The sequence below is a fragment of the Streptomyces sp. SAI-170 genome (genome assembly GCF_049739565.1).
GTDB lineage: Bacteria > Actinomycetota > Actinomycetes > Streptomycetales > Streptomycetaceae > Streptomyces.
On record NZ_JBMGQD010000001.1, the window covers coordinates 464774 to 478064 of the forward strand.

Annotated in this window: 11 protein-coding genes; 5 read left to right on the forward strand and 6 right to left on the reverse strand. The window is 70.6% G+C overall.

All coding sequences use genetic code 11. The features are described from left to right. The 4 genes from RKD23_RS02035 to RKD23_RS02050 all read right to left on the reverse strand — a co-directional run bounded on the left by RKD23_RS02035 (position 1) and on the right by RKD23_RS02050 (position 5215). Entirely contained in the window at positions 1-1134 is a 1134-nt protein-coding gene (locus RKD23_RS02035) for a hypothetical protein (protein WP_424851971.1), read from the reverse strand. Between the two features lie 146 nt (positions 1135-1280). Beyond that, positions 1281-2459, reverse strand: coding sequence for a cellulose-binding domain-containing protein (locus RKD23_RS02040; RefSeq protein ID WP_424851972.1), 1179 nt, complete (start codon positions 2457-2459; stop codon positions 1281-1283). A gap of 118 nt (positions 2460-2577) precedes the next feature. Further along, on the reverse strand, positions 2578-3960 hold the full coding sequence (locus RKD23_RS02045; RefSeq protein WP_424851973.1) for a cellulase family glycosylhydrolase: 1383 nt from the start codon (positions 3958-3960) through the stop codon (positions 2578-2580). A 313-nt stretch (positions 3961-4273) separates the two neighbouring features. Continuing rightward, on the reverse strand, positions 4274-5215 hold the full coding sequence (locus RKD23_RS02050; protein WP_424851974.1) for an SMP-30/gluconolactonase/LRE family protein: 942 nt from the start codon (positions 5213-5215) through the stop codon (positions 4274-4276). Positions 5216-5370: 155 nt separating this feature from the next. On the opposite strand from RKD23_RS02050, the gene RKD23_RS02055 reads away from it, so the two are divergent. The 4 genes from RKD23_RS02055 (at position 5371) to RKD23_RS02070 (ending at position 8480) form a co-directional block, all read left to right on the forward strand. Next, positions 5371-6327, forward strand: a complete 957-nt coding sequence (locus tag RKD23_RS02055) for an ArsR/SmtB family transcription factor (protein WP_424851975.1) — start codon at positions 5371-5373, stop codon at positions 6325-6327. A 135-nt stretch (positions 6328-6462) separates the two neighbouring features. Then, positions 6463-7659 (forward strand): cytochrome P450 family protein, encoded by a 1197-nt coding sequence (locus tag RKD23_RS02060; RefSeq protein ID WP_424851976.1) that lies wholly within the window; start codon positions 6463-6465, stop codon positions 7657-7659. 93 nt (positions 7660-7752) lie between these two features. Beyond that, positions 7753-8073, forward strand: a complete 321-nt coding sequence (locus RKD23_RS02065) for an ArsR/SmtB family transcription factor (RefSeq protein WP_424851977.1) — start codon at positions 7753-7755, stop codon at positions 8071-8073. Further along, a complete protein-coding gene (locus tag RKD23_RS02070; RefSeq protein WP_424851978.1) occupies positions 8070-8480 on the forward strand; it encodes an SRPBCC family protein in 411 nt (136 codons plus the stop codon). The genes RKD23_RS02065 and RKD23_RS02070 overlap by 4 nt, the downstream gene beginning before the upstream one ends. A 34-nt stretch (positions 8481-8514) precedes the next feature. Here the strand turns inward: RKD23_RS02070 and RKD23_RS02075 are convergent, their stop codons facing one another. Continuing rightward, complete coding sequence (locus tag RKD23_RS02075; protein ID WP_424851979.1) at positions 8515-10170, reverse strand: glycoside hydrolase family 27 protein; 1656 nt, start codon at positions 10168-10170, stop codon at positions 8515-8517. 343 nt (positions 10171-10513) lie between these two features. On the opposite strand from RKD23_RS02075, the gene RKD23_RS02080 reads away from it, so the two are divergent. Next, the gene (locus RKD23_RS02080) at positions 10514-12127 is read left to right on the forward strand and encodes a glycoside hydrolase 43 family protein (RefSeq protein ID WP_424851980.1); all 1614 of its coding nucleotides are present in this window, start codon (positions 10514-10516) and stop codon (positions 12125-12127) included. Positions 12128-12283: 156 nt separating this feature from the next. On the opposite strand, the gene RKD23_RS02085 is transcribed toward RKD23_RS02080, so the two are convergent. Then, entirely contained in the window at positions 12284-13285 is a 1002-nt protein-coding gene (locus RKD23_RS02085) for a winged helix-turn-helix domain-containing protein (RefSeq protein ID WP_424851981.1), read from the reverse strand. Positions 13286-13291 lie beyond the last annotated feature (6 nt).

Below are 13291 nucleotides of genomic sequence, written 5' to 3' on the forward strand. Positions count from 1 at the left end.
CTACGGCGCCTCGGCGAACGCGGCGGACGGTTGGTCGCCGTTCTGGGCCTGCCCCGCACGCTCGGCCACCGCGCGGGCGATGCCCGACAGGACCGCCGAATTGAGTTCGTCGTAGCCCCCGCCGTAGGTGACGCGGATGACCACGGTCCCGGCGCGGACGACCGTCGCCATGGCGTACGTGTACTCCGAGCCGGTGTACTCCTGCTGGGAGAACGCGGTGCTCTCGTCACCGATCTGCTCCAAGGACATCGACGCCACATCGTCCCCCGAGCCCACGCTGCCGACGCGGTCCTCGTAACCCTTGACCGCGGCGTCCACGGTCTCGTAGGCCTCGACCTTGATGTCGGCCCGGTCGGACCCGTCGGGCACGGCGTAAGTGACGTCACCTTCGCTGAGCAACCCCCCGCAGTCGCCCGAGCAGTTGTCCGAGGTCACTTCCTGGGTCTCCGCCTCCTCGGCCAGCGACCATCCGGCCGGCATGCTCTGCAGATCGGGCAGGATGCCCTTGGCGAGCTCGAGGTCTGTGACGGGCGCGGCTCTGCCACCGCCACCGCCACCGCCGCCTTCCGCTCCGGCCTCGCCGCCGGTCAGCGGCACGTCCGAACCGTCGCCGTACGCCCCTCCGATCACGCCGGCCGAAGCGCCCTCGCGCGACGCGTCACGGTCGCCTCCGCCCGCCGCCTGCACCAGACCGTAGACGGCGAGCCCGAGCACGAGCGCCACGGCCAGCAGCAACGCGGTCACGGTGGTGGGGGTCAGCTGGTCCTTGCGCAGGGTGAGCGGCCCGAACGCGATGGTGTTGTTCTTGGCGCGGTCCCCGATGTGGGCCTGGTTGATGTCCCGGCCGGCGTAGGGCGCCACCGAGGGCTGCCGCTGCGCCAGTTCGCGCAAGTGCTCCAGTCGGCGGGCGAGATCGGGATCCGCGTCGAGTACGGCGGTGACCTGCCGCTCCGTCTCGCCGGCGGCCCCGTTCTCCGGGTCGAGGGCCGCGCGCCCTTCGGGGGAGGCCTGCAGTCGGTCTCTCACCAGTCGGGACGCCTCGGCTCCGGCCGCCCCGCCGATGGCACCCGCCGCCCCGTTCGATGCCTGGGTCAGCAGCGTCACGACCCAGGCCGTCAGTTCGGATGCTTCCATGAGGCAGAGTATCGCCATGTCCCTGACCAACGGAGGGTCTCTTTTCGGCCCTTCGGGGCCTCCGTCCGAACGGCTCTGCGGGATTGAAGAGGACCGGCGCCGACCAGGCAGTGGCGGGCGCCGGTGATGTCGGTGCAGACGGTGTGTCAGCAGCCGATGGGTGCGGAACCGACGGCCACGTCGTCGAACCACAAGGTGTCGTCACCCGTCCCATAACTCTCCCAGCCCAGGCGCAGAGCGGTCGGCCGGGGCGGGGTCGTGCGGGCGAGCCACTGCTGGTCGACATCCTGGGTGGGGACGCCGTCGGCGTGCAGGCCCGGGATCTGCTCGTCACCGAGCCAGGTGTCGAGCTTGGGGGCGGCCGTGTCGATCGAGAACCGCAGGCACTGCCAGCTTCCGGTCGGCAACGGCCGGCTCAGCGCCACACCCGCCGGGCTCTGCGCGGGCAGGGTGGCGTCGTCGCTCTCCCTGTTCCACTGAAGGGCACCGTTCTGACCCCCGACGCGCAGGCTCCGCCCGCCCTGGGAGGAGTCGGGCAGGGAGACGAAGGTGACATGGGCGGCGGGCAGCGCGGTGGTGTGCCGCACCCACATCCGTACGTACATCACCGGACCGACCGAGGACAGGTCCGCGGTGGCGGCGACGAACGCGTGGTTGCAGTAGCCCGCCCTGCCCTCGACCCGCAGCGAGGTGCTGCCGCTGTGCGCGACCGCGGTGTCGACGGCGGCCGTGCCGGTGCCCTGGCAGTCGGGCGCCGTGAACCGCCAGGCGCCGGACGGGGTGGGGCCGGTCTGGTCCTCGAAGTCCGAGCAGATCACGGCGGAGCCGCAGTCACCGCTGGGCGGGGTGGTCGGGGGCGGGGTGGTCGGCGACGGTGTGGTCGGCGGTGGGGTGCCGGTGCCGCCGCAGGACACGCCGTTGAGGGTGAAGTCGCTCGGCGCGGGGTCGGACGAGCGCCAGGTGCCTTGGAGACCGAAGTCGGCGGTGCCGCCTGTGGCCAGCGCGCCGTTCCAGCCGGTATTGACCGCGACGACGTTGCCGCCGGTCTGGGTGACCGTGGCGTTCCACGCCGACGTCACCTGCTGGTCGCCGGTGTAGGTCCAGGTCAGACGCCAGCCGGTGAGGGCCGGGCCGAGGTTGGTGATCTTGATCTGTGCCGTGTAGCCGCCCGTCCACCGGTTCACGGTGTAGTCGACCCGGCAGCCGGACTCCGCACCGCTCGCGGACAGGGCGGTCAGGCCGGACATGAGCAGCGCTACGGCCGCGAGGATCGTCGCCGCGGTCCAGGGGCGGCGCGCGCGTAAGCGCGGGATGGGGATGCGCATGGGTGCCTCCGGGGGGATCGGGCGGGAGCGCCCCCGAGTGGATTGGGAGCGCTCCCGAAATGTCATTCAGGGCCTTTCAGGAGGTGCATCGAGTGGATCTGCAGGATCTGCTGGTGGGTCAGCCGGTCGGGAAGGTGTCGGGGGTGCTGATCCGGCTCTTGATCAGGGCGCCGGACTCGGTCAGCACGCCGCTGCTGCTGTAGTCGCTGCCGTTGCAGGTGCCCGGCTTGAGGGCGGCGCTGCTCTCGTCGGCGTCGGAGTAGGTCCAGTTCGCGTAGCTGATCTTCAGCTGGTCGAGCAGGTCCAGCCAGGCCGTGGTGCTCGCCCGGTCCATCGCCCCGCCGCCGGTGGCGCTCACCGTGCCGAACTCGGTGACGAACAGCGGCAGTTTGCCGGCCGCCCGGCTCACCGTGGCGCGGTAGTTGTCCTTGTGACTCGCGGCGTAGAAGTGGAACGCGTACATGATGTTGGTGGCGTTGACCGGGTTGTTGACGACCTCGGTCTCGTTGGAGCCGTCCGAGACGCCCAGCGAGGACCAGCCGCGGGTGCCGACGATGACGACGGCGTCCGGGTCGGCGGCCCGGATGACGGGGATGACCTGCTCGGCGTAGTTCTTGACGGCCGTCCAGCTCACGCCGTTGGGCTCGTTGGCGATCTCGTAGATCACGTTCTTCTTGGCCGCGTTGCGGGCGGCGACGGACGCGAAGAACGTCTTCGCGCGGTCGAGGTTGTAGTTCGGGTCACCCGGCGTGAGGGTGTGGAAGTCGATCAGCGCGTACATGCCGCGGGCCTCGGCCATGTCGACGTAGCTGTTCACGCGGCTGGTGAAGCCGGCCGGGTCGGTCTCGTAGCCCTGTTCCTGGACGTACATGGCGATGCGCAGCAGGTCCGACTTCCAGCTGGTCGCCAGCGCGTCCAGGGAGGCGTTGTTGTAGCACTTGCTGAACCACTGGATGCCGTGCGTGCTCATGCCCCGCAGCTGGATGGGGCGGTTGTACTGGTTGCACAGGTTGACGCCGCAGACCTTGAGCCGGCCGTTGATGCTCACAGGGGTGCCGGTGCCCGGGTCCGGGTCGGGCGGGGGCTCCTCGCCGCCCACGGAGCCCGTACAGGCCACGCCGTTGAGCGTGAACGCGGCGGGCTTCGGGTTGGCGCCGGTGAACGTGGCGGTGAAGCCCAGGTCGGTGCTGGCGCCGGTGGACAGGGTGCGGTTCCAGTCCACGTTGGTGGCGCTGACCGTGGAACCCGACTGCGACCAGGTGCCGTTCCACCCCTGGGCGACCTTCTGACCGGCGTCCGGCCAGGTCCACTTGAGCGTCCAGCCGCTGACCGGGTCCCCCAGGTTGGTGACCTTCACCCCGGCCTGGAAGCCGCCCTGCCACTGGCTGGTGATCGTGTAGTCGACTCTGCAGCCGGTGGCGGCCGCCGCCTCGGGGCCGGCCAGTGTCGTCAGGCCCAGGGCCGTCGCGCCGGTCGCCAACAGGGCCAATATGCGTTTCAAGCGTTCCTCCTCGTGTCCCTACGAAGCGAAGCTGAGTGGAGCGGAGTGGAGCCGGACCGATCCGGTGGCGCCAGAATGGGAGCGCTCCCAAAGTCCGTCGGGCCGAGACCGTACACCGGTGCGTCGGCCGCGTACAGACATTGGACCGTCGAACGATTTCGACGGTGCTGGTGAGCACTCCTCCGGTAGGACCCCTTGAGGACGGCCACGAAGGTGCAGGCAGTCGTCGGTCGGCTGACGGCCCACCGCGGGCGCGCAGAAGGCTGTCCGCTCCCCCGCGGAGGGCGGCCCCCTGCGCGCCGGTCCGAGGGGTTCAGCCGTCCGCCCCGCACAGGGGGTCGTGCACGGCGGTCACCGTGTAGGGCGGGACGCCGGGCGGGTCGTCGTTCTGGCTGTTGACGACGTACAGGCGGCAGCCGCGGCGGGCCAGGGTGGTGGGCAGGTCGAATCTGTCACCGGTGATGCGGTGGACGACGCTTCCGCCGCGTAGCTGAGCGTCCAGCCGGGCGATGTAGAGGCCGTGCGGGGCGCCGTAGTTGAGGACGGCGTAGAGGTGGTGGCCGTGGAGCACCATGCCGTCCGCGCCGAACGAGGTGTCACCGAGGTCGAGGCGGCTCACCTCGCGGGTGGAGGTGTCGATGCGCCAGACGGCCTCGGTTCCGTTGGAGGCGACGAGGAGGGTACGTCCGGCCGGGTCGGCGACGATGCCGTTGAGCAGCCAGTAGCGGTCGGGAAAGCCGGGGAACGCGGCGCGTACGTCTGCCCAGGGCTCCAGCGGGCCGATGTGGCTGCCGTCCAGGGACGCGCGCAGGACCACGGGGTTGGCCCAGTCGGTGACGTAGACGGCGTCGGGTGTGATGACCAGGTCGTTGAGGTCCGGGGGGCCGAGGGGACCGTCGGGGGCGTCGACGGTGGCGAGCAGGTGCCCGTCCGGGGCGTGCACGGTGAGCCGGCCTGCGCCGACGGAGAACACCCGGCCCGAGCGGTCGGAGTGGATTCCCCGCGTGCTGCCGCGGGCGGTCGCGCCCTCGGCGTGGAAAGGGCGTAGTTCCGGTGTCGTCACCCGGCCCCGGTACAGGGCGCCCGTCGCGTCGGAGGACACGTACATCGTCCCGTCGGGGCGGACGTCGACGCCCTCGGGGAGTACACCGGGCGCGCGGGCGACGACGTACTGGTCGGGCAGGGCCCGGCAGGCGCCTGCGGCGGGCGCCGCCGCGCTGCACAGCAGCAGGGTCGCGGCCGCCAGGGCCGTCACGAGGGCACGGCAAGGGACGGGCATTCGGCCTCCCAGGAGGGCTGTTGGCTCCGGCGGGTGCCGGGCACGCACCCGAGGATCGCCGTCGGCGGCGGTCGGCGCCCCTCTTTTCGGTGCTGGCCGAAACCGCCGGCCGCTCCGGTAGCCTGCACCGCGTGTTACGGATACGGTTCAGCCCCGCCGACCTCGCCAGTGTCACCGTCGCCGCGACACCCGACGTCCTGCTGGAAACCGCCCTCAGCGTCCGCCACTTGGCGAACCCCGTCTCCGGGCCTGTCGCACGCCGGGGCGAACTCGCGGCGTGGAGGCGTACCGTCAGGCCGGGGCTGGCGGAGCGGGCGGGTGTCCTGGCCCGGCTGGTCCCGCCCGCGGGCTACCTGCCCGACTTCCTCTACCAGCCCACGGCCCGGGACGCCGCCACCGCGGCCGAACTGGCCGCCCGGACCCCGACGGCGCAACTGGCCGCCGAACTCGAGCCCCTGCACGTGGAGCCGCGGGCGGCTGTGACACGTGAGCTGGCCGAGGGTTCGAACAGAGCGCGGCGCGGGCTGTTCGAGGACCTGACGCGCTATCACCGTTCCGCGATCGCCCCGCTGTGGCCCGCCGTACTCGGCGCGGCCGCCGCCGACCGGGCGCTGCGCTCGGAGACCCTGCTGCGGGGCGGCGTGGCAGCGCTGCTCGCGACCCTCGCGCCGGGCTGGCGCTGGGATCCTCCCGAGCTGCTGGTCCCCTTCACGACCTCTCACACCGTCGAGCTGTGCGGGCGCGGACTCCATCTGCTCCCCTCCTACTTCGCCGCCACCGCGATGCTCATCTACGACCCGGCCGCGCCGACCGTCCTCATCCGCCCGCTGCCGGCCGCCGATGTGACGACGCCGCCCGGTGACGTACTCGGGGCACTGCTCGGACGCACCCGCGCCAAGGTGCTCGCTTCGCTCGCCACGCCCGCGGGGACCACCACGCTCGCCGAACGCGCCGGAGTCTCGGTCGCCACCGCCAGCGAACACGCCACCGTACTGCGCGCCGCAGGCCTGATCACCACGCTCCGAGACGGCAGCCGAGTTCTGCACACCCTCACTCCCCTCGGCCACCAACTCCTTGCCGGTTCATGACAGTCGTGGCGTGCGACGGGAACGCGGATCGGCCACATAGCGGCGTACGCAGGCCGAAACACGTCGTTCCGCGGTGGTCGTCGCCGCGACAAAGGCACTATGGCGGGAGTTTCCCGCCCGAGAGGGGTGCAGCGCATGAGCATCGTCGACCTCGCGTCACTCGGTGAGTCCTTCACCCGCGACCCGTATCCCGTCTACGCCCGGCTGCGCTCGCAGGGTCCGGTGCACAGGATCCGTATGCCGGAGGGCGGTACGCAGGCGTGGCTCGTCGTGGGACACGAGGCCGGACGCGCGGCGCTCACCGACGACCGCCTCTCGAAGGACTGGAGCAAGGCGTCACCGAGCCTGGGACTGGGTGCCGTCTCGGCAGGACCGCACATGCTGCGGGCCGACCCGCCGGACCACACGCGGCTGCGCAAGCTCGTGGCACGGGAGTTCACGGCGCGCCGTGTGGAGGAACTCGCACCTCTCATCCAGAAGACGACCGATGTCCTCCTGGACCGGATGCTCACCGCCGGCGAGGGCCGCGCCGACCTCGTCGAGGCGCTGTCGTTCCCGCTGCCCATCGCTGTGATCTGTGAGCTCCTCGGTGTTCCCGACCTGGACCGCGACTCCTTCCGCGCCTGGTCGAACGACGCCATCAGCGCCACCGACCCCCTGATCCGCAAGGCCGCCGCCGAGGCCATGGCCCAGTACATGCGGGAGCTGGTCCAGGACAAGAGCCGGCACCCGGGCCAGGATCTGCTGAGTGCGCTGATCCAGGGCTCGGGCGAGGACCCGGACGGACTGTCCTTCGAGGAACTGGTCGGGATGGCCTGGCTGTTGCTCGTCGCCGGGCACGAGACGACGGTGAACCTCATCTCCAACGGGGTCCTCGCCCTGCTCACCCACCCCGACCAACTCGCAGCCCTGCGTGCGGACTTCGGCCGCATCGACGGGGCGGTCGAGGAGATGCTCCGCTACGACGGTCCGGTGGAGACGCCCACCTACCGTTTCACCACCGAGCCGGTCACCATCGGGGACACGGAGATCCCCGGAGGAGGTGAACTGGTCCTCGTGGCGCTGGCCGACGCCAACCGCGACGCGGCGCGCTTCCCCGAGCCCGAGCGCTTCGACATCTCCCGCGACGCCCGCGGCCACGTGGCCTTCGGCCACGGCATCCACTACTGCCTCGGTGCGCCTCTGGCCCGCCTCGAGGCGCGCATCGCCATCCGGACGCTCCTCCAACGCTGTCCGGACCTGCACCTCGACATCCACCCCGCGGCGATCAGCTGGCGCGCGGGACTGATGATCCGCGGCCCGCAGTCTTTGCCGGTGCGGTTCACCCGGTAGCCCGCCTCGCCCAGCCGCCCTTCGCAGGAGCCCCTGGCCCGAACACGTCGGAAATTCTTGACGCGTCGGATTTTCCCGACGTAATCTGAGGTCATGCCTACCGACGTGTTCGGCGTGCTCGCCAACCCAGTACGGCGCAAACTGCTCGAAAGCCTGCGGGAAGGACCTCGCTCCACGGGCGAGCTGGCCGGCCTGTTCGAGCTCGGGAGGCCGGCGGTCTCCGAGCACCTGGCGGTGCTCCGCAACGCCGGACTCGTACGGGAGGAGCCGCGCGGCAGGCACCGCTTCTACCACCTCCAGCCGGCCCGGCTGGCCGAGGTGGGCGAGTGGCTGCACCCGTTCGAGCACTACTGGAAGCAGCGCCTGGACGCCCTGTCCGACCTCCTCGACGAAGGAGAGGAAACCGAGAGATGACCGAGAACAACACCATCACCTGCGAGAAGTTCCTGCCCCACCCTCCGGCGGCGGTGTGGAAGGCCCTCACCGACCCCGAGCTGCACGCCCGCTGGTGGGCGGCCGGCGACGTCAAGCCGGTCGTCGGCCACCGTTTCACGCTCGACATGGGCAACTTCGGCAGCCAGCCCTGCCAGGTGACCGAGGTCGAGGAGGAGCGCCTGCTGGCCTACCGGTTCGCCGAGGGCTCCCTCGACACCACCGTCACCTGGACGCTCCACCCCGAAGGCAACGGCACCCGCCTCGCCCTCGACCACAGCGGCTTCGACCTCGACTCCCCCATGGGCCGACAGGCCTACGAAGGCATGGGCAAGGGCTGGCCCCACGTTCTGGAGCGCCTCGGCACCGTACTGGACGAGACCGTCTGACGCGCCACCGCGAAGTCGGCTCAGCCGGGTCCGCTCACCCGCGGGACCACTTCTGACCGGCCCCTCCGTTGCAGGTCCACAGCACCAGCGGCGTCCCGTTGGCCGTGGCGGCTCCGTTCACGTCGAGGCAGAGCCCGGCGTGCGCGTTGCGGATCGAGCCGTCGGAGCCGACGGTCCACTTCTGGTTGTTCTGGCCGTTGCAGGGCCAGGTGATGACACGGGTGCCGTTGGTGGTGCCCTGGTTGTAGGCGTCCAGGCACTTGTCGCCGTAGACGCGGATCTCGCCGCCGGCCCATGTGGTCCACAGCTGGTTGGCGGCCGTGTGGCAGTCCCAGATCAGTACGGTGGCGCCGGCGGCCGTGGACGCGTTGTCGACGTCCATGCAGCGGCCCGAGGCGTTGCCCCGCAGACGTGAGGTGGTGGCGGCCAGCGGGCTGCCGCCGTGCACCCGGAACACGGCGACGCCGTGCGCGGGGACGCTCGCCGAGATCTGCCCGGACGTGCTCGACGTGGCGCCGGTCCACAGGTCGGTGAGGGTGAACGGGCCACCGGACAGGCCTACTTGCGCGGCCGTGGTGGTGACCGTCGCTGTGCCGTCTCCTCGGTTGAACAGCCCCACCGCGACCGAACCGTCCGCCAGGGGCTTGGCGAACACCTCGGCGCTTCCGTCGTCGCGCACCCTGCGTCCACCCGCACCCAAGGAGTCCTGGTTCACCGCCAGCAGGCGTGGGTTGCGCAGGACGGCGCTCACGTCGGCGGACATGGTGCGGATGTCGTTGCCTGCCATGAGCGGGGCACTCATCAGCGCCCACAGGGCGAAGTGGGAGCGGGACTCGGTCAGCGACAGGCCCGGACGGCCGACGACCAGCATGTCGGGGTCGTTCCAGTGTCCGGGCCCCGACTGTGCCGCCAGCGGCGCGGTGACGTCCAGGACGTTGCCGACGCCCATCGGGTAGCTGTTGGTGTTGCCGTTCTGCCAGATGTCGAGCAGGTCCTCGGTCGTCCGCCACAGGTCGGCGACCTCGCCCCAGTTGTACGAGGCTCCGGTGATGGCGTGGAAGCTGTTGGGGTTGATGCTGTAGACGATCGGCCGACCGGTGGCGCGCAGGGCGTCTCGCATGAGCGTGAACCGCGCGACCTGCTCGTCGCGCGTGCCGCTGGACGAACACCAGTCGTACTTGAGGTAGTCGACGCCCCACGAGGCGAACGTGGCGGCGTCCTGGGCCTCGTGACCCCTGCTGCCCGTGGACCCGGGGTAACTCCCCACGGTCTGCGCGCAGGTGCGCTCGCCCGGCACCTGGTAGATGCCGAACTTCAGGCCCTTGCCGTGGATGTAGTCCCCGAGCGCCTTCATCCCGCTCGGGAACTTGGTCGGGTTCGCCCGCAGGTTGCCCTGCGCGTCGCGCTGCGGGTCGAACCAGCAGTCGTCGACCACCACGTACCGGTATCCGGCGTCCCGCATCCCCGAGGACACCATCGCGTCGGCGGCCTGGCGGACCTGGGCCTCGGTGATGCCACATCCGAAGCTGTTCCAGCTGTTCCAGCCCAGGGGCGGGGTGAGGGCCGGGCTGCCCGGCGCGGCCGAGGCGGTGGGGTGGGGTAACGCCGTCACGGACGCGGTGATGGTCAGCGCTGCGGCGGCGAGGAGGCGGAGCAGTCCGCCTGAACGTCTGGGCACCAAGAGCTCCATTTCTGGGAGGGAGCCACACAGGAAAGGGTGTCCGAAATTTCGGACGCCATTCGGAAAATCGTGCAGTCAGGGATAGCAGAGAGGCGGTGGTGCATGTCAACAGCACCAGCCGAACTGGTTCGCCACCTGCGACGACTCGACGTCGGAGTGGGCGAAACTTTCGGTGCATTCGGCGAATCCTGCGAGAGGGATTGACGGCGCCTTCTGTCGACCTATCATCCAGATTGCTCGACCATCCGATCCATGTTCGTCATCCCGAACGCATGAGTCGCCGCACACCGAGCCGCCACCCCGCAACCGACCTCCACCGCAAGGGACCCCCACCACAAGGAGCAAGCTGCCCATGGATCTGTCATGCACACATCACTCTTTATCCCGCCGTCGCGCGCTCACGGCGGCCGCCGGCCTGGCCACCGGCACGCTGCTCCCCCTGGCGCGGACTGCCCGAGCGGCCGCCGCACAGTACGGGAACCCGGTGATCTGGCAGGACTTCGCGGACATCGACGTCATCCGGGTCGGCGACACCTTCTACGCCTCGGCCTCGACGATGCACTACTCCCCCGGCGCACCCGTCCTGCGCTCGTACGACCTCGTGAACTGGGAGATCGCCGGCCATTCCGTGCCCGCCCTCGACTTCGGCGCCAAGTACGACCTGAACGGTGCCCGTGGCTATGTCAGAGGCGTGTGGGCCTCGTCGCTGGCCTACCGTCCGAGCAACAGGACGTTCTACTGGCTGGGCCAGATCGACTTCGCGCGGACGTACGTCTACACCGCCACCGCCGTCGAAGGACCGTGGAACAGGCTCACCAGCATCAGCACCCCGTACTACGACGCCGGACTGCTGGTCGACAGCGACGACACCCTGTACGTGGCGTACGGCAACACCACGATCAGCGTGGCCCAGTTGTCGCCCGACGGCCGCAGCCAGGTCCGTACGCAGCAGGTGTTCACGACCCCGTCGAGCGTCGGCACTCTCGAGGGCTCGCGCTTCTACAAGATCAACGGGCAGTACTACATCTTCCTGACCCGCCCCGCGAACGGGCAGTACATCCTGAAATCGTCGGGCGGCCCCTTCGGCCCGTACGCGATGCGCCAGGTGCTGCTCGACCTGCGCGGGCCGATCCTCGGCGGGGGCGTCCCGCACCAGGGCGGGCTCGTACAGACACAGAGCGGCGCCTGGTACTACATGGCCTTCGTCGACGCCTACCCCGGCGGCCGGATGCCCGTGCTGGCACCGGTCACCTGGACGCCGGACGGCTGGCCCGTCGTGCAACTGGTGAACGGCGCCTGGGGCACCTCGTATCCCAGCCCGGCCCTGGCCGCGCCGCCCCGCCAGGTCACCCCCATGACCGGGGTCGACACCTTCGACGGCACCACTCTGAAGCCGAGATGGGAGTGGAACCACAACCCGGACAACACCAAGTGGTCGGTCGGCAACGGCCTCACCCTGAACACCGCGACTGTCACAAACGACCTCTACTGGGCCCGCAACACGCTCACACACCGCATCCAGGGCCCCACCTCCACCGCCACCGTCCAGCTCGACCACTCCGCGATGCGGGACGGCGACCGGGCCGGACTCGCGCTGCTGCGTGACTCCTCCGCGTGGATCGGCGTCAAGCGCGACGGCGGAGCCGCGCGGGTGGCCATGGTCAGCGGGCTGACCATGGACAGCAACTGGAACACCACCGGCACCGGTCACGAACTCGCGAGCGCGGCTCTGCCGGGCAGCCGTGTCTGGCTGCGCGCGAGCGCGGACATCCGCCCCGGCGCGGCACGCCCGGGGACGTTCTCCTACAGCACCGACGGCATCACATTCACCCGCCTCGGGCCCGACTTCTCCCTGGGCAACGACTGGCGGTTCTTCATGGGCTACCGGTTCGCCCTCTTCAACCACGCCACCCGGGCACTCGGCGGCGCGGTCCGCGTCACGCGGTTCGAGCTGTCCACGCCCTGAACCGAGCGAATCCCGCAACCCCCCACCCGCACCTGACCGTACGAGGAGCAGCATGAACCCACTCAAACGCTCAGGCCGCCGCCGAGCATCGGTCCTGGGTCTGCTCGCCGCGACGGTCCTGATGACGCCCGGGACCGCAACAGCCTCACCCGACGCTCAGCCGGGGGCGAGGACGGATTCCGCGACGGAGGTGCGGGCGTACAGCACGGTGCGGCCGGCCCGGTGGGCGGTGACGAAGCCGGCGTCGCGCAGGGCGGTCAGGTTCTGAGAGACCCCGGCCATGGAGATTCCGGTGCGGCGGGCCAGTTCGGTCGTGGTGGCGGGGGTTTCGAGTTCGGTGAGCAGGAGGGTGCGTGTGCGGCCGAGGACAGCGCTGATCGCTTCGGTGCCGGTGACGGCTCGGCGTTCCCAGAGTGTGCCGGTGCCGCGTGCCCGGTAGGCGAGCTGGGGCGGGTCCGGTGGGGCGACCCGCGTGGACAGGACCGCTCCCTTGAAGGCCGAGGGGATCAGGAGCAGCCCGGCGCCCGCCGTCTCCCGGGTCAGGGTCCGCTGCCGGCGGACCAGCCGCAGCACGTCGGCGTCCCAACTGACCAGCGGATGCAGCTCGTTGAAGAAGTGGCCGGCCCCCTGCTCGGCGACCTGCCTGGCCCGGTGGAGGACGTCGGCGTCGAGCACGGTGCGGATGCGTGCCCAGTAAGGGGCGAGCGCCAGTTGCCAGTACGCCTCGATCTCCTCCGCGACGCGTGCGAGGCGGGCCCCAGGGTCGGCGTAAAGGAACCGCAGCCGGGGGCCGATGCCGCCCTGGTGGTGGCTGAGATGGTCGAGGTCCTTGCGGACACGGTCGGCGGGAGTGGCCGTGATCGCGGTCAGTTCGTCGCCCAGTGTGGGAGCCGGCCCGGTGGGTGCCGGGTTGAGGAAGTCCGGGACGTAGCCCGAGGGCGGGACCAGTTCGGCGAGCCATCCTCTGTGCAGCCCCGCATGCGCGACGCGTGGCCGTACCTGCTCCAGCCAGCGCCGGTGCACGGCGTCGGGGGCACCGGAGTTCAGCAGCCGGAAGCTGGTCCCGACCTCCCACATGGGTGAGACGGCGAACCGCATCTGCGCCAGATCGCTTGCCGAGAACGTCAGCTCCGCCAGGACAGTGCCCCCAGGATTCATCCATAC

Excerpts from the sequence above, each read along its gene's own strand:
- RKD23_RS02085 (WP_424851981.1), bottom strand. The coding sequence starts at position 13,285 with ATGAATCCTGGGGGCACTGTCCTGGCGGAGCTGACGTTCTCGGCAAGC.
- RKD23_RS02060 (WP_424851976.1), top strand. The coding sequence starts at position 6,463 with ATGAGCATCGTCGACCTCGCGTCACTCGGTGAGTCCTTCACCCGCGAC.
- RKD23_RS02075 (WP_424851979.1), bottom strand. The coding sequence starts at position 10,170 with ATGGAGCTCTTGGTGCCCAGACGTTCAGGCGGACTGCTCCGCCTCCTC.
- RKD23_RS02070 (WP_424851978.1), top strand. The coding sequence starts at position 8,070 with ATGACCGAGAACAACACCATCACCTGCGAGAAGTTCCTGCCCCACCCT.
- RKD23_RS02035 (WP_424851971.1), bottom strand. The coding sequence starts at position 1,134 with ATGGAAGCATCCGAACTGACGGCCTGGGTCGTGACGCTGCTGACCCAG.
- RKD23_RS02080 (WP_424851980.1), top strand. The coding sequence starts at position 10,514 with ATGGATCTGTCATGCACACATCACTCTTTATCCCGCCGTCGCGCGCTC.
- RKD23_RS02065 (WP_424851977.1), top strand. The coding sequence starts at position 7,753 with ATGCCTACCGACGTGTTCGGCGTGCTCGCCAACCCAGTACGGCGCAAA.
- RKD23_RS02040 (WP_424851972.1), bottom strand. The coding sequence starts at position 2,459 with ATGCGCATCCCCATCCCGCGCTTACGCGCGCGCCGCCCCTGGACCGCG.